This window comes from Candidatus Ozemobacteraceae bacterium (assembly GCA_035373905.1).
GTDB lineage: Bacteria > Muiribacteriota > Ozemobacteria > Ozemobacterales > Ozemobacteraceae > MWAR01.
On the sequence record DAOSOK010000022.1, the window covers coordinates 41,493 to 57,869 of the forward strand.

At 61.1% G+C, this 16,377-nt stretch carries 10 protein-coding genes; 4 read left to right on the forward strand and 6 right to left on the reverse strand.

What is annotated here, in order from left to right:
• The first annotated feature begins 183 nt into the window (after positions 1-183).
• On the forward strand, positions 184-2,664 hold the full coding sequence (locus PLU72_12095; protein HOT28924.1) for a glycogen/starch/alpha-glucan phosphorylase: 2,481 nt from the start codon (positions 184-186) through the stop codon (positions 2,662-2,664).
• Between the two features lie 104 nt (positions 2,665-2,768).
• Here the strand turns inward: PLU72_12095 and cax are convergent, their stop codons facing one another.
• Positions 2,769-3,857 carry a calcium/proton exchanger gene (gene cax, locus PLU72_12100; protein ID HOT28925.1) on the reverse strand — a complete coding sequence of 363 codons (1,089 nt, stop codon included), beginning with the start codon at positions 3,855-3,857 and terminating at the stop codon, positions 2,769-2,771.
• A gap of 233 nt (positions 3,858-4,090) precedes the next feature.
• Here cax and PLU72_12105 point away from each other — a divergent pair, with 233 nt between their 5' ends.
• A complete protein-coding gene (locus PLU72_12105) occupies positions 4,091-5,614 on the forward strand; it encodes a pitrilysin family protein (GenBank protein ID HOT28926.1) in 1,524 nt (507 codons plus the stop codon).
• A gap of 15 nt (positions 5,615-5,629) precedes the next feature.
• Positions 5,630-7,114, forward strand: a complete 1,485-nt coding sequence (locus tag PLU72_12110; protein HOT28927.1) for a pitrilysin family protein — start codon at positions 5,630-5,632, stop codon at positions 7,112-7,114.
• Between the two features lie 6 nt (positions 7,115-7,120).
• On the opposite strand, the gene PLU72_12115 is transcribed toward PLU72_12110, so the two are convergent.
• Positions 7,121-9,442 carry a M60 family metallopeptidase gene (locus PLU72_12115; protein HOT28928.1) on the reverse strand — a complete coding sequence of 774 codons (2,322 nt, stop codon included), beginning with the start codon at positions 9,440-9,442 and terminating at the stop codon, positions 7,121-7,123.
• 26 nt (positions 9,443-9,468) lie between these two features.
• On the opposite strand from PLU72_12115, the gene PLU72_12120 reads away from it, so the two are divergent.
• Positions 9,469-9,633 (forward strand): hypothetical protein, encoded by a 165-nt coding sequence (locus tag PLU72_12120; protein ID HOT28929.1) that lies wholly within the window; start codon positions 9,469-9,471, stop codon positions 9,631-9,633.
• Here PLU72_12120 and PLU72_12125 read toward each other — a convergent pair.
• Genes PLU72_12125 through PLU72_12140 form a run of 4 tightly spaced genes read right to left on the reverse strand, consistent with a single transcriptional unit; the run spans position 9,625 to position 16,301 of the window.
• Entirely contained in the window at positions 9,625-10,857 is a 1,233-nt protein-coding gene (locus PLU72_12125) for a DUF2220 family protein (protein HOT28930.1), read from the reverse strand. The two genes, PLU72_12120 and PLU72_12125, sit on opposite strands and share 9 nt — an antisense overlap.
• Positions 10,854-14,222: an ATP-binding protein gene (locus tag PLU72_12130; GenBank protein ID HOT28931.1), complete on the reverse strand. Its 3,369-nt coding sequence runs from the start codon at positions 14,220-14,222 to the stop codon at positions 10,854-10,856. Before PLU72_12130 ends, PLU72_12125 begins: the two co-directional genes overlap by 4 nt.
• Positions 14,215-14,850: a DUF4194 domain-containing protein gene (locus PLU72_12135; protein ID HOT28932.1), complete on the reverse strand. Its 636-nt coding sequence runs from the start codon at positions 14,848-14,850 to the stop codon at positions 14,215-14,217. The genes PLU72_12130 and PLU72_12135 overlap by 8 nt, the downstream gene beginning before the upstream one ends.
• On the reverse strand, positions 14,847-16,301 hold the full coding sequence (locus tag PLU72_12140) for a DUF3375 domain-containing protein (GenBank protein ID HOT28933.1): 1,455 nt from the start codon (positions 16,299-16,301) through the stop codon (positions 14,847-14,849). Before PLU72_12140 ends, PLU72_12135 begins: the two co-directional genes overlap by 4 nt.
• Positions 16,302-16,377 lie beyond the last annotated feature (76 nt).

Here is a 16,377-nt window from a genome sequence, read left to right on the forward strand (position 1 = left end):
GAGATCGGGAAAGCCCGCCGAAGACGCTCGGCGGCCTGAATAGATTGTCCGAAATACGATCTGACGGAGGAGAGGCCGATGGCAGCAAAGAAGTCCCAGTCCACCGAGAGAGCGAAGGCGCCGCGCGCGGCGGAGGCCCGGCAGGAACGGCCGAGGGACGAGCACGAGAAGCTCTGGAAGCTGATGGAGGATACGTATCTCGAGAACGACGTCCAGTCGCTCCAGAAGTCGTTCGCGGACCACCTGGAGTATTCGCAGGCCAAGAACCGGTACATCGCCACGAAACACGATCTCTACCAGTGCCTGGCGTACTCGATCCGCGATCGGCTGATGGAGCGGTGGAACGACACGATGAACACGTATTACGAGGAGAACGTGAAGCGCGTCTATTACCTCTCGCTCGAATACCTGATGGGCCGGACGCTCGGCAACAGCCTCGTGAACCTCGGCATCGCGGGCGAAGCCGGAAAAGCCCTGTCTGAGCTGGGCTACAGCCTCGAGGAGCTGCGCGAGCTCGAGCCGGATGCAGGCCTCGGCAACGGCGGTCTGGGGCGGCTTGCAGCCTGTTTTCTCGACTCGATGGCCTCGCTGAGCCTGCCGGCCGAAGGATACGGCATCAGATACGAGTACGGCATCTTCGAGCAGAAGTTCGAGGACGGCTTCCAGGTCGAAAAGCCGGATCACTGGCTCAGATACGGCAACCCGTGGGAAATCGTCAGGCCCGAGTTCAGCTACAACGTCGGATTCGGCGGGCACGTCGAAAAGAATGTCGACGAGCGCGGCCGGCTCACATGCCGGTGGGTGCCGGAAGACCAGGTCGTCGCCGTCGCTTACGACACGCCGATTCCGGGGTATCTCAACCGCACGGTCAACACCATGCGCCTGTGGTCTGCGCGAACGCCCGGCGAGTTCTCGCTCAGGCATTTCAACGAAGGCGATTACATGAGCGCCGTGCAGGAAAAGATCCTCGACGAGAACATCTCGAAGGTGCTCTACCCCGCCGACGAGCGCCAGGCAGGCAAGGAGCTGCGACTCAAGCAGGAGTATTTCTTCGTCTCCGCCACGCTCAAGGACATCATTCGCCGCTTCAGGATCAAGAACACCAACCTGCGCCTCCTTCCGACGAAGGTCGCCATCCAGCTCAACGACACGCATCCCGCGCTCGGCATCCCCGAGCTCATGCGTCTGCTCGTCGACGAGAACGATTTCACCTGGGAAGAAGCGTTCAAGGTCTGCATCGATACCTTCGGCTATACAAACCACACGATCCTGCCCGAAGCCCTCGAACGCTGGCCCGTCCAGATGTTCGAGAAACTCCTGCCGCGCCATCTCGAGATCATCTACGAGATCAACCGCCGGTTCCTCGACGAGGTGGCGGCGAAGTTTCCGAACGAACCGGAACTGGCCGCGAAACTCTCGATCATCGAAGAGGGCGCCGTCAAGTCCGTCCGGATGGCTCACCTGGCCATCGTCGGCAGCCACTCGGTGAACGGCGTGGCCCAACTGCACAGCGATATCCTCAAGGCGAAGACCTTCAACGACTTTTACCGGCTCTGGCCGGAGCGGTTCAACAACAAGACCAACGGCGTCACCCAGCGCCGCTGGCTCAAACTCTGCAACCCGCGCCTGGCCGACCTGATCGGGAGCCGGATCGGCGGGAAGTTCATGACCGACCTGTACGAACTGAAGAAGCTGGCGCCGCTCGCTGACAACATGACGTTCGTCAAACAGTTCCGCGACGTGAAGGCCGCCAACAAGAAAGACCTGGCTGCCCTCGTGAAGAAGCTGACCGGCATCGAGATCGACCCGGCTTCGATCTACGACTGCCAGATCAAGCGGCTCCACGAATACAAACGCCAGCTCCTGAACCTGCTCCACATCGTCGTCCTCTACAACCGCATCAAATCTGGCCGGGCGGGCGACATGGTGCCTCGCACCTTCATCTTCGGGGCGAAGGCCGCGCCGGCATACCGCATGGCCAAACTGATCATCAAGCTCATCAATTCGGTGGCGAACGTGGTCAACAACGATCCCGACGTGGGAAAACGGCTCAGGGTCGTGTTCCTGGAAAACTACTCCGTCTCCCTGGCCCAGCACATCATCCCGGCCGCCGATGTCTCCGAGCAAATCTCGACCGCCGGCATGGAAGCCTCCGGCACCGGCTGCATGAAGCTCTCGATGAACGGCGCCCTGACCATCGGCACGCTCGACGGCGCCAACATCGAGATCATGGAGGAGGTCGGCCCCGAAAACTTCTTCCTGTTTGGCCTCAAGGCCGAGGACGTGCAGGCGCTCCGAGCTTCAGGTTACAGACCCTCCGAGTATTACGAGCGGAACCCCGAGCTGAAACAGGTCATCGACATGATCGCCGGGGGGAGCTTCTGCCCCGAACAGCCAGACCTGTTCAAGCCGATCGTGGATTCCCTGCTCTCTGGCGGCGACTACTTCATGGTGCTCGCCGATTTCGACGACTACGTGCGCTGTCAGCAGCGGCTCGAGGATACCTACCGCGACCAGGAAACATGGGCCCGGATGGCCATCCTGAACGTCGCGAAGATGGGAAAATTCTCTTCCGACCGCACCATCAGCCAATACGCCGACGAAATCTGGCGCGTGAAACCCGTCCTCTCGAAACCTCGCAAGAACGGTAAGGAAAGAGACTGATCCCGGACCGAAAAACCTGATCTTTGTCATGAGCCTGCCGAATGGATTGAAGCCTTTCGGCAGGTTTTGCGCCAAGGAAGGGAATGCCGGGGACGTGAGGGTGGTCAGGGGAGGTAGAAGAACAGGACGCCGAGGATGAAATAGACCGACAACAGTTGCGCCCCTTCGACCCAGTTGCATTCGCCGTCGCTGACGATGTGGGCGGTGATCCAGACCGTGGACATGACGGCGAACACTTCGGGGATGGTGAATTCGAGCGACATCGGATGGCCGAGATACCAGGAACAGAGCACCAGCAGAGGGGCGATGAACATGGCCACCTGCATGCTCGATCCGATGGCGATCTCGAGCGAGAGGTCCATCTTGTTCTTGAGCGCCATCAGGACGGCCGTTGAATGCTCGGCGGCGTTTCCGACGATGGCCACGACGATGACGCCGATGAACACCGCGGAGAGGCCCAGCCCTTCCCGCACGGCTTCTATAGATCCCACCATATATTCCGAGAGAACGGCGATGATGACTGTCGTAACCCCCAGGATGCCGAGCGCCTGGCGGAAGGACCACGCATGCTCGGCGATGCCCACTTGCTGTTCTTTCGGCGTTCCCTCTCGCATTCCCGTCGGCGTGACGTGGGTTTTCAGGGAAAACAGGAGCTGGGACGCGTAGGTGATCAATATAATGAAAGATATACCAACCGACACCTTGAATCCGTTCGCTTCGCTCCAGCCGGCCTGCGAGTGCTCAGCCGTGTAGTGATACACGGTCGGGAGGAACAGGGAGATCGCCGCCATGATCAGGGCCGTGGCGGCCGCATTGGTGTGTGTTTTGCTGAAAGACTGTGTCTTGTATTTCATGCCGCCGGCGACCATTGAAATACCGACGACGAGCAGGAGGTTGCCGATGATCGAGCCGGTCAGCGATGCCTTGACGATGTCCGTATACCCCTTGGAAAGGGCGATGAGGCCGATGATGAGCTCCGCCGCGTTGCCGAGCGTCGCGTTCAGCAGGCCCCCCACGGTCGGTCCGGACTTGTCGGCGATGATCTCGGTCGCGTCACCCATGACTTTCGCCAGCGGTATGATGCCAAGGCAGCAGGCGGCGAACAGGGCAATCTGGTTGCTTAGCGCCGGGACGAAGTGGATCAGGAACGCGACGGGGACGAAGATCAAAAGATGGGACAGACTGAGCTTCATGATGATCCCTCATTCTTGGCTGCGTTACGGGGAAAATCGGCGGTTGTGCGCCGGGAGTGTCTCCTCTGACGGATGCAAGACTACTTCATGTCGACCTCGAAAGTAAAACCGCGAACGGTCTGTCCAATGGTTCCAGGCCTTGCGAAGAATCGGAGGGGACGAAAAATCTCTGGTATGATGTCGGGCATGATCGCAGACTTGTTCGTATCACCGTATCAGGAGGCTCCCGCACGATGGTCCGTCACCGCAACGGCTTGATTCCGCTTCTCGTGGTGTTCTCGCTTCTGGGCTCGATAGCCCTGTGGGCGCAGAACCTTGCCGAGTTCGAAAAGAGGGTGGCCAGCTTCACGCTCGCAAACGGGATGAAATTCATCGTCGTCGAGCGGCACGATGCGCCGGTCGTCTCGATGATGACGTTCGCCGACGTCGGCTCGGTCAACGAAACCAAGGGCATCACCGGCATCGCCCACATCTTCGAACACATGGCGTTCAAGGGAACGAGCACCATCGGCACGAAGGACCTCGCGAAAGAGCTCGAGTGCATGAAGAAGGAAGACCAGGCCTTCGCGAAGCTCCGCGCCGAAGAGATCAAGGGGACCCGGGCCGATCCGAAGTTTCTCGAGGCGCTTCGGAAGGAGCTCGACGAGGCGAAGGCGGCCGCGAAGCAGTTCGTCGTGAACAACGAGTTCGCCGAGGCGATCGAGAAAGCCGGCGGCGTCGGCCTGAACGCCTTCACGAGTGCCGATTTCACCGGATATACCTCGAGCCTGCCGTCGAACAAGCTCGAAATGTGGTTTTCGATGGAATCGGACCGGTTTCTCAACCCCTGCCTCCGCGAGTTCTACACGGAAAAGGACGTCATCATGGAGGAACGCCGGATGAATGTCGACAACAGGCCGGTCGGGAAGCTGTTCGAGGAGTTCGGCCACCTCGCCTTCCTCGCGCACCCCTACGGCGAGCCGGGCATCGGCCACATGTCCGACCTGAAGGCGGTCAGCCGGGAAAAGGCCGAACAGTTTTTCAGGAAGCATTACACGGCGTCGAACTTGACCGCGGTCATCGTCGGAGATGCCGATCCGGCGCAGTGCAAAGCATGGGCCGAAACGTATTTCGGGCGCCTCCCGCTCCAGCCGAAGCCCGACCCCGTGGTCACGGAAGAGCCTCCGCAGAAGGGCGAGCGGCGGGTCACGCTCGAACTCCAGAGCCAGCCGTATCTCGTGATCGGCTACCATGTGCCCGACTTCAACGACGCAGCCACCGTGAAGTTCGACGTGCTCAACGACATCGTTTCCGGCGGCCGCTCCTCAAGGCTCTACCGGAAGCTCGTGAAGGAGAAGAAGATCGCCGTCAGCATCGGAACCTGGAGCGGCTATCCCGGCAGCAAATATCCGAATCTCTACTCCTTCTACGCTCTGCCCGCGCAGGGCCATACGCCCGAAGAGTGCGAAGCCGCCATCCTCGAGGAGATCGAGAAGCTCAGGAACGAGCCGGTCACGCCGGAGGAACTCGAGAAAGCGAAGATCCGGACTCGATCGGGTCTGGTCAACAGTCTCGCCACGAACGATCAGATTGCATATAATATCGCATACTATGAAATTCTCGCGGGCGACTGGCGGGAGATGTTCCGCCGCGGCCTGGACAAGCTTCCGGCGGTGACCGCGGCGGACATCCGGGAGCTCGCGAAGACGTATTTCGTTCCGGGAAACCGTTCGGTCGCCCTCATCAGGACGGCGGCCGGCTCCGAAGCGAAACAGTGACGGGAGGGAATGAACATGAACAGGGTGTATGCGAGTCTGATCGTCGTCCTCTTCCTTCTCGGCCTGACGCCGCCGATGGTACGGGCGCAGGTTTCCTACAAGGAACTGCGTTTCCCGCCGCTGAACAGTTTCCAGATTCCGGCGGTGGACCAGACCGTCCTGGAAAACGGTCTGACTCTGTATCTGCTCGAGGACCACGAGCTTCCGACCGTCAGCTTGTACGGCATGGTGCGGTTCAGCGTCGGTGACGAGCCGGCCGACAAGGTCGGCCTCATCTCCCTCACGACGTCCGTCATGCGCATCGGCGGCACGGCCACCCGGAGCGGCGACGATATCGACCTCGAACTGGACCGGCTCGCGGCCGGCGTCGGGGTCAGCGGCGGCACGTCGAGCGGCGGTTTCTATGCTTCGAGCCTCGTCGAACAGTGGGACAAGACACTTTCTATTCTTATCGATATTCTGAAAAATCCCGCGTTTCCGGAAGACAAGATCGAACTGAAGAAGATCGAAGCCCGCTCGAAGATCTCCCGCCGGAACGACGAGCCTTTTCCGATCGCCGTGCGGGAGTTCTTCAAGGTCGTCTACGGCCCCGACAGCCCGTACGCTCGGCACACCGAATACGCCACGATCGATGCGATCACCCGCGACGACATGATCGCTTTCCACGCGAAACATTTCCATCCCGAACGAATGATGGTCGCGGTCATCGGCGATTTCAAGATCGACGAGATGAAGAAAAAGCTCACGGACGCGTTCGGCAGCCTTCCCAGGGGCGATACGCCTCCGAACAAGGTTCCAGGGGTTCACGAATACGCCGCCGCGAAGGTGAACCTGATCGCCAAGGACGACGTGAACCAGAGCGTGATCCTGATCGGTCATCTCGGCGGGTTGATGAATAACCCGGACTATTTTGCGCTCGAGGTCATGAACAACGTACTGGGCGGCGGGTTTGGTTCGAGGCTGTTCAAACGGATCAGATCAGACCAGGGACTTGCCTACTCTGTTTTCGGCGCCTTCGGTTCCGGATACGATCACGAAGGCATCTGCTATTTCGGCTGCTCGACCAAGTCGGAAAACACGGTGAAGGCGATCCGATCGCTGTTTCGGGAAATCGAGGATCTGCGCACCGCGGAAATCACGGACGAAGAGCTGAATACAGCGAAAGATATGTATCTCAACTCGTTCGTGTTCAATTTCGACAGCAGGTCCAAGATCATCGATCGGCTCGTGGAGCTGGAATACTTCGGCTATCCGCGGGACTTCCTCGAGATCACGAAGCGGAATATCGAAAAGGTCACAAAGGCTGACATTCTGCGGGTCGCAAAGCAGTATCTCCAGCCCGACAAGCTCAAGATCATCGTGCTTGGAAAGCCCGCCGATTTCGACGGGAAGCTCGACGAGTTCGGAACGGTGCATCAGATCGACGTCACGATTCCCGCCCCTCCGAAACAGGCTTCGGAAACCGTCCAGGCATCCGGAACGGCTCCCGTGCAGGAATAGGACGATTCAGTCCGGCGACCGCCAGGAGGGAAGCCCCGCGACCTCCTTCCGGGCGGTTGCCGACACCGGGATGCCCCACCTGTCGAATTCCGGGGCGAGATTCTTTCCTGTCGCGCGGCTCAGCCTGACAAGCCACTGGTCGCGTTTCGCCTCGTCCGTTTTCGGCAGTTCGTGATCGGGGGCCGCCGCATACCCGGCGAACATCTTCTTGAACGGCTCCCAGCCGAAGGCGGCCTGCAGATTCGCGAAGAAGCACAGGCCGATTCCCGGGCTCTTCTTCCAGACTTCGAAATCGGGGTGGGAAAGATAGGCGCGGACGCTTTCCCGATGGCTCGACATCCAGGGATGGTCTTTGGGGTGGATTCCCCGGATCTTTTCCTCGACGAACAGCGAGAAGAGATTGCAGGTGACTTCGCCTGCCCCGGCGAAGGTCCACTCGGGCCGCTGGTGGTTGTGGCCCAGTTCGTGCCAGAAGCCCCACGCCCCTTCGACGTCCTTCTCCGGGTTCGTCAACCCCTCGAGCTTCACCAGTTTGTACGATACTGCGATGTTGCCCATGATCGGATATCCGCCGTGAAGCCAGCCGTTCGAGATCTGGCGGTCCGTCACGATGCGCTGGGGGCGCCGGTCGAGCGGCCGGGTCCCGAGATCGACATACCAGCCGAGCGCCTTGTGCCAGAACTCCATGAGCGGCTTCGGATCGTCGAGAGACCGGATCTCCGCGGAAGGCACGGTGAGAATGATGCGGTCGCACTGGAGCTCGGCCCAGGGTGCGGGGGCGTCGCGCAGGCGCTTCCATTCGGCGGCGCCGGTTTTCCCGAGAACGTAGAACGGCGCCTCGACGACCCCTCCGCCGACGCGTATCTTCGCGTGACCTGGATTCGTTCCGTCCGGGGAACGGGGGACATCGATATAGAGAAGCCCGCCGTGCGGGTTCGCCACCCGGTTGAGGCCCGCCGCGGCTGGGAAACTGCGGGCGATCTCGGGATGCCGCTTCCACTCGGGATTGTTCCAGAGAACATCGGTATGGCACCCGATCCTGATGCGGAATCCCTCGCCGGAACACGATTCCGGGAGGGTGACCTCGACCGCGTTGCCGGCGAGCGCCCACAGCCCCGTGCTCGCCCAGCCGGGGACGGACAGATCGACGTCGATCTCGCGGGTGACACGTGGGGCATCTTCCGGCGGAGCGCCGGGATAATCCGCCGCCGAATCGGCCGCTCGTATATCTGAGGATATATTCATAAGCGAATCGAACTGATCCACGAGCAGGGCGAGCCGGGGAAGCGGCTCATTCTTGCGGATCGGCTGTGTCTCGGTCGGAACGACGGGCCGGGCCGCCTTCCCGACGAGGGCATGCACGCGGTCGCGGAACGGCGACGCTCCCTGCGGCAGCCAGCGATACGCGCTGGAAACGACGGCGAGCGCCTGTTCCGCCGATGCGTCGTCCCCCGCGCCGCGTTGCGACTCGAGCAGCGCGAGGGCGTCGAGCGCGTGGCCGCGCCGCAGCCACGCGATATCGCCGGCCTTCAGCGGGGGGATGTCGTCGATGTAGCCGTCGACGAACGCGATCCCCATCGGGGCGAGAACGCGGTTCAAAGAATAGTCTTTGGTATAGTCGAGCCGGGGATACACCTGCATCCAGCCCCAGGCGAGACCCGTGGCCAGATATCCGCCTCCATCGCGGATGAACCTTGTAAGAGCTTTCTCGTGCTCTTCGTCGACCGCGATATTGTCGCCTACGAGAAGGTCGATTCCCTCGAGCTGGTCCTTCCAGCCCGGGGACCGGAGAAACGTCACCTCGAATCCCGCTTCCTTCAGCGGCCTGGCGATATCGAGCGCAAAAATCAGCCCCGCGACGGGTTTGCCTTTCCCGGAAGCGGGCGCTCGGACAGCCCACTGAGCCGCGTTGACGACGAACCGCTTCGTGTCCCCCTGCTTCAATCCTTCGTCGTTCAGCATCCCGCCATGCCCGAACGCGACGACGCGCCCGTTCCCGAACCGTGTCGCAGCGACAACCGGCTGATCGTATCCCTTCGCCTTGCCGAGAACGACGGGAAACGCCCCCTCGCCGACGCAGGCGACCGGTCCCGGCACTCCCGTCTTCGCGATCTGCCGAACCTCCGCCGTGAGCCGCGCATGGTCTTCCAGGAGCAGAACGGTGTTGTCAGAGGCTGCGCTGCTTCTCCAAGATATGAAGATGGCGAAGATCAGCACGAGAAAGATCAGAAAATCGCCGGAGCGTCGTCGAAAGAACCGCGGTCGTTGAAACAGATCCTTCGGAATGCGCGCGCGAGACATGTTGATCATCGGTTCGAGTATGTTCATGCCCTCATGTATATCATGCAGACGCGGTGGAGAGAGCCGGCCTCGACGCGAAATGCGTCATCATCGGTTCTCAGGATCTCTGGATCGGCAGCGCGGCCATCGCCCACGGCTTCACCCTCGTCACGCACAACCTTCGTGATTTCCGGCGTATTCCCGGCCTGAAACTCGGGCAATGGCCTGGATCAGAATGATTTTGGCTTTGTGGAGCCGAGTGAAATTTGTCTGGCTTGCACCATGTGCGGGCATAGGGACTGCAACGCGGTTTCAAGGCGGGTGAAGCCGATCATTTCCTGTTCGAGACGCAGTCGGGGGCGTATACGGTCGTAGCGTAACTCGTCGAATAAGGCCCGCTCAGGGCCGGTCAGTCGGCTCAGATCGCGAATGAGCTGTTCTTTCTCCTCGCCCCAACAGCTTTCGTGGGCCATCAGGGTTTCTCGGTCCATGAGGAACGATGCGGCGTGGCCGAAATGACTGCGCAGACTGTCGAGAATCGCGAAGCCGTGCGTGTCGATGTCGCCCCAGTAATGGAGTGGACAGCGCTCCAGCCAGCGTGCCTTCGAGAGGGCGCTCCAGCCGTAGCCAGCCCCGAAAACCACGATGGCGCCAGGAACCGGGGGAAATGCCAGAAAATTCGTCTCGTTTTCGGTGATGAAGACGCGTTGCAGGGGCAGCGAAAGAGCCGCGAAACTGTCCGCGTCCAGCGCGATGTCGGGGGTTCGACTGCCTGAAAAAAGCGAGAGATGCTCGTCGAGAACGCGGAACCGGATGCGCTCCGGCTTGTTGCGAAACCCATACCGGGCTGTGAACCCGCCGATGCCGGTGCATGCCACGTCGATTGCCTCCGGGGGGAGGGCGATATCGAACAGCTCCGCCAGAAGCCCCCGATGTGCCTCGATGAATTTGGTGTGAACCCCCGGAAGATCGAGTTGGCGCAGATAGATGCCAGGACGAGGGTGCGCCAGCATCCAGCCGACGATGTCAAGAAGACGGGCCCATGCGTCTGCCGCCTCGAGCGCACGCATGGGCCGCCTGCTCAGCCAGCCGACGAGACAGGGCAGACGTTCCCTCGTCAGGGCGACCAGTGAAGCAAAGCGCGCTGCTTCCCTTTTTTTCCCGATCAGCGAAAGCGCGTCGTCGAGGGTGTCGATCCAGGCTTCGCGCGGAATCGCGTTCGCGCCGAATACGCGATGAACGAGTTCCCGCTTTTCGATGCGGACCAAAGGAACGGCTGACAGCTCCGAGATCCACTTCCGGACCTCGTCGAACCGGTCTGTCATTTCCGCCGAGGTCGGCCCTTTCAGGGGCAGCCGCTTCGGAAAGGTCTCCGCACCGGTGACGAGCCCCGAGAGCAGTTCGCCGCTTTCCCACCATTTCAAGACGCGATCCCGAATATCCCGCGGGCGGGTCCAGCTCATGAGGTCTGCCTCGATTTTTCCTCGCGATACTCTTCGATGGAAAGGTTGCGCAGTTTGGAACACTGGCCCTGCTCGTTGTGGACGAACCCCAGGCTGGACACGAAGGGCTCGATCACGTGGATTTTCTGGAGCGGGGTGATGATCAGGATTTGCAGGTTGAGCTTCGCGAACAGCCGCAAGCCGAATTGCGCCGACTCGTCCGAGCCGCGCGCGAACGCCTCGTCGATGACGACGAAACGGAACGTGCGAGAACGGACCGCGCCGTATTCCAGGCCGAACTGGTAGGCGAGGCTGGCCGCGAGGATCGTGTAAGCGAGCTTCTCCTTCTGGCCGCCGGATTTGCCGCCCGAATCAGAATAATGCTCGTATTCGGCATCGTTTTCGCGCCACCGCTCGCTGGCCGAGAACACGAACCAGTTGCGGACGTCGGTCACCCGCTCTCTCCACCGCCGGTCCAGCTCCGCGAATCCCTCCCGGCCGCGGAACCGGTCGAGGATCTTCTTGACCTGCAGGAACTTGGCTTCCGAATACTGCTCGTCGTCCGACCCCGTCAGCGCGCCTTCGGTGCAGGCGCGTAATTCGCTCCGGAAGTCGCGGATTTCGGCATCGGGAGAATCCTGTGATTCCAAGACGATATAACGATCGGTATTGAAATCGATCTGCGTGAGAGAACCGTTGATACGTGCGATCCGCTCCCTGATCGTTTCGCGTTCGCGGGCCAGCTGGGCGTTGAAGTTGGCGATCTCGTTGATCGTGTTCACGTTCAGCAGTTCCTTGAACCGGGCCTCGAACCGCGGCAGGTCGTCTCGTTTCAGTCGGTCGAGAAGCGTGCGATACTCGGCGGCCGATTCGATCGAGGGGTCGAACTCCGCCGTCTCGAGCTTGAACTCGTCGTTGAACGCCACCATCGCCCTGGTGATTTTTTCGCGAAGACGGCTCAGCCGGTGGTCCTCGGCATCGATCCTGTCCTGCAGCCAGCTGCGAACGACCTGCTCCGCTCCGGCGCACGATTCGACGGTCAGCGCGTGTTCGCCGTGGGCTTGCAGACGGATTTCCTCCAGGCGGTCCGGGGAAACGGCCTGCGGGGGCTCGCTCGCCATCAGCGCCTTCGTTTCGGCATGCAAGGCTTCTGCCGTGCGTTTTTTTTCATCGGTCCTGGTCCGTTTCTCCCTGGCCGATTCCAGGTCGGTTTCGGCGAGCGAGAATTCGCCCATGGCCTCCTTGAGGCTTTCATTGAGCTGTTTCAACCGGTCGGAGGCAGCTTCGAGTTTCCTGAACTCATCGGTTCGTGATGATATATCGATAAGAATCGATTGCCAATCGATCGAGGAAAATTCCGTGATTTCCTCGAGTTTGGCCAGCGCATCACTGCAATTCGACAACCCCTTGTGCTCGGTCTGGAGCCGGGAGATCCGGGCGGCGACTCCGGCCATCTTCTCTTCCCTTTGCCGATTTTGTGCCTCGAGGGCGGCAATCTTGGCCGTGTTCGTCCAGCCCAGCACATACCGGCTCCGGTCGAAGAGGGAAAACCGATCATCCTTTTCATGTCGTCCGCCCGGATCCTTGATCTGGCCGGCCCTGGTGATGGCCCGGGGCTCGCGTCGGAACTGCTCCGGCGAATCGCAGCAGGCCACGTCGAACCGATGGGCCGTTTCGCGCTCCAGCCAGTCGAAAAAGGGCGAATCCGGCTTGATCGACAGCTTTCGGACCAGCGAATCGGGATGAAGCTCCGGCAGGGGGGCCCCTTTTGCCTTTCGCACGAGGTAGTAGACGAGCCGCCCGCGGAGGTGATTTCCGTCCACCCACTCGGACACGCGCTTGTACAGATGCTCGGGAACGAGCATCGAAAGCCCGAAACCGTGCAGAATTCGTTCGGCGGCGCCTTCCCAGGCGCTTTCCTCCTCCCGCACCTGGAGAAGCTCGCCCGCGAAGGGCATTTCATCCTCGGCAATGTCGAGAGCCTTGCAGACAGCTTCGCGAATCTCGATCTGGGGTCCGCTGATGTTGCTCCGGCGGCGCTTCAGGCTGTCGATCTCTTTTCGCGTGTCGTCGTGCGCCTTCCTGAGTTCCTTGAACTCGACCTGGGTCTCTGTCAGCTCGTTCTGCACCTCGGCCGAGCGGCTTCGGCAGTTCTCCCGAAGGTCGGCAAAACGGCGCCGTTGTGCGGTGAATGCGTCGACGTCTTCGGCAGCACGTTCCCCGACATGCTCCGCAAGCTCCCGATATCGGGCGGCCCGTTTTTTCGTCATTTCGAGATCGGCTTCCAGCCGCCTGATCTCCGCGGCCAGCCGCTCGAGCCGGTCACCCCCGTTCTCGGCGACGGCGCGCTTCAGATCGTCGACGCGAAGACGCTGGTCATCCCTGCGTTGTTCGAGCTGCTTCACCCTGGCCTCGCAACGCGCCAGTTCCTCGGCCAGTCCCGAGATACGCTTCTCGAGCAGGCCCACCTTCAGGCCGGCGAAATGGGAACGCAGCGCATCGCGGCACCGGCGCAGCTCGCCGATCTCTTCCGCGAGGGCCGCGTGTCGATCGCAGTCTGCGATCAGCGGGTCGAGCAGTTCGGTCTGGCGCTTCGCCTTCAGGACGGCCTCGTGAGCCTGGGTGAGATCGTCGAAATGCCGTATCAGGCCGCTGATGCGCGACTCCACGTCGAACGCCTCCAGCATGTGATGTCGGACGAAATCCGTGAGATTGCCGACGGATTTCATCGAAACGGTCTGATGGAACAGCTCGAGAGCCTGTTCGTTGCCGATGCCGAATCGCCGCCGGAACCAGGCCCCGTATTTCGGAAAATTCTCCTCGATCTCCGCGCCGAGACCGCGAAGGCGCTTCTTCAGCTGGGAAATATCGGTGCCGAAATTGGAGAAATCGGCTGCGATCGACAGCTCTCGCTCGCTGCCGACGTAGAATCGCGCCGGCTGGCCCTGGGGATCTTTCAGCCAGAACACCTGCGCCAGCGTCACGGTGCTGTTATATCCTTCGTTATAGAAAACGCCGAGAATGACGGAATACCCGTTCGAGTCGCGCAGACTCACCGGTTTCGCCGAAAGGCTCGTCTCGCTCCGCTCGGACTTGTAGTATCCGAGCACGTAGGAGCGCAGGGTACGCTCCCGGAGGTCGGCGCCGGCGGCCTTGTTGTACGCGACGCGATTCGCGGGCACGAGAAGCGTGGTCACGGCGTCGACAAGCGTCGATTTTCCCGAGCCGATATCGCCGGTGAGCAGGCAATTCCTGCCGTTCAGCTCCAAGGTCCAGACCTTCCCGTCGAAGGTGCCCCAGTTGTAGACTTCGAGCCTCTTCAGCCGGAAGCCCGTGAGAGCATCATCGGCTGCGAAATCGAGTCGAGGTGTCAGAGACTCATGCATGGTCTTCCCCCGTGGAAACAGGCCCGAGATGGGCCTGGTAAGCGGCCAGACGCGCGTCGAACTCGTTCAGCCACTGGGCGTCTACGAACGCCTTGATGATGCGCTGTACCTCGAAATGATCGGGCCCGCTGCTGGTCTTCAGCCGGCGCAGAAATCCGAGGTCGATCACCTTGTTGATGTGCGCGTCGATCTGGTCGATCAGCCGCGTTTCGTTGCTCGTTTCGGGCAGGAAGAGGCGCATCATGTCGACGATTTCGTCGCGGGACAGGACCAAGCGCGTGTCGCTTCCGCCGCAATCGAACTCGACGAGCCGTTTCCGAAGAAGAGCGATCAGGAGGCTCACGGGAAAGGTGAGTTGCCTGCGCGCGACGAGCTGCGGGATCTTCCCGGCAGTGTCATCCGAGGCGTCGACACGGTTGCGCAGGTAGGCATATCCCTCGGACTCGTCGAGAATGAGTTCCAGTCGAAGGATGCTCAGATAATCGCGCACGTCGTTCTGAAGGATCAGCAACGACTGCCATAATCGCTCGTCTTCGGCCCGATGGACGATGCCCTTGAGCAGCGTGATGCACAGAGTCGACAGATCGGCGGCGGGAGGGGCGGAGGGGGGGTGTCGTTCCATATTCATCTCGTGAAAATGATGCGCTTCAATGTTGCGCGCCTCGTGACGGTGGGGGCGTCGGAATCGGCGTTCTGCCAGGAGATGGTTTCGGTCTTCTCATCGTCGACGGTGATTCGGAAGGAATCACTGCCAAGCTGCAAATAGGTGACGAGCTCCGCGAGCCCGCGTCGAAGCGGATGCTTCTCGACCAGCTCGCTCAGGCTGATGTGGGGAGACGTCTGCAGTTCGCGGCGGATGTTCGCGGAAAGCTGTTCGCGGTCAACCACGAACTGGGAATACAGGACGGCCGCATCGAGGTCGGCATCCCCCTGCTCGAGTCTGAGGTCTGTTACGACATGCTTTGCCGTAGGCACATACAAGGGCCGCTCCATGGGGAGCCGGATGTCGGCGGCGGGCTCGGCGAGCTCCATGAAATCCCCTTTCGGCGGCTCGGCACGGAGTGTCAGCGCCTTTGTTTCTATGTTGTGTAGTAAATTGATGATGCGGCGGTGCTCCAGTCGCGTCCGGTCGTCGAGAAAGCGGCGGAGCTGCTGGGAAAGATGCGCCACCATCCGTTGCGCGTGCTCGCCCGCCTCCAACCAGTCGTAGTGGATGCGGCGGAGGCGCGGGTCGGGGTTCAGCGCGGAGACGGGGGGCAACTGCAGGACCCTTTCGAGAAGCCGGGAAAACTCCTTCTGGCGGCTGTCCGAGAGCAGGAAGGCCCAGAATGCCTGAAAGCTTCGCCCCTGGTCTGATTCCGCAATCGCGTCGCGCTTTCCCATGATCTCTTCGAGGAGCGTGCCGCGGCCGCCTTCCCAGAGGGTGATACGCTCGCGCGCGTCGCGATCGAGCCGGCGGAAGTTCTGCTCCACTTCGCGGAAATCGGCGAGCAGTTCGCGCGACGTCTGGACGAACTGCTGGAACCGGTCTTTCAACGCCGTATCGTCGAGAAGAGCCACGTCGCCGGCCTCGATCCGGCGGATCTCGGCATCGATCTCGTCGCGGCGTTTCCGCAATTCCGCGACCCGTTTGACGGGATCTGCCTCGCTGCCCTCGTCCATCTGCCGGAGTAGTTCGAACAGCGTGAGCAGGCGCGACTCGGTTCCGACGAACTGCCGCTCGATGAGCGAGTGCAGCCAGGCGATGGCTTTTTCGGCGGCGGGCGTCAGATCGAACTGGGGTTCATCCGATGACTGGGCGTAGAACTTCCGAAGCCAGCCCTTCTCGGGCTTTGCCCACTCGTTGAGATACTCCAGGGCCGGTCGCGGAAACGTTTCCGGGCCGATCTGCTGACGGAGGGTGTATAACTCGTCTTCGAGAGCTTCCGCGAGATCGGCGGCGGGCTTGGTGCGGACATTCGGTTCGATGAACGACCGATGGAGAAAATGAACCACCAGCGGCGCATGGTCGGACCGAAGGAGACACCATGCCGGATGGTGGATGCGCAGCGCATCGATCGTCACATAATCGAGTTTCACGTTGAATCCCGCTTCCATGTTCATATCGTAGTATCGGCCCCCGTCAGGCCGCAAGGTGTTGGAAAGAAAATTCACC

Bases quoted from the DNA above. Each gene is read 5' to 3' on its own strand.
- PLU72_12115 (HOT28928.1), bottom strand. From the start codon at position 9,442: ATGAACATACTCGAACCGATGATCAACATGTCTCGCGCGCGCATTCCG.
- PLU72_12105 (HOT28926.1), top strand. From the start codon at position 4,091: ATGGTCCGTCACCGCAACGGCTTGATTCCGCTTCTCGTGGTGTTCTCG.
- cax (HOT28925.1), bottom strand. From the start codon at position 3,857: ATGAAGCTCAGTCTGTCCCATCTTTTGATCTTCGTCCCCGTCGCGTTC.
- PLU72_12125 (HOT28930.1), bottom strand. From the start codon at position 10,857: ATGAGCTGGACCCGCCCGCGGGATATTCGGGATCGCGTCTTGAAATGG.
- PLU72_12130 (HOT28931.1), bottom strand. From the start codon at position 14,222: ATGCATGAGTCTCTGACACCTCGACTCGATTTCGCAGCCGATGATGCT.
- PLU72_12110 (HOT28927.1), top strand. From the start codon at position 5,630: ATGAACAGGGTGTATGCGAGTCTGATCGTCGTCCTCTTCCTTCTCGGC.
- PLU72_12135 (HOT28932.1), bottom strand. From the start codon at position 14,850: ATGAATATGGAACGACACCCCCCCTCCGCCCCTCCCGCCGCCGATCTG.
- PLU72_12095 (HOT28924.1), top strand. From the start codon at position 184: ATGGAGGATACGTATCTCGAGAACGACGTCCAGTCGCTCCAGAAGTCG.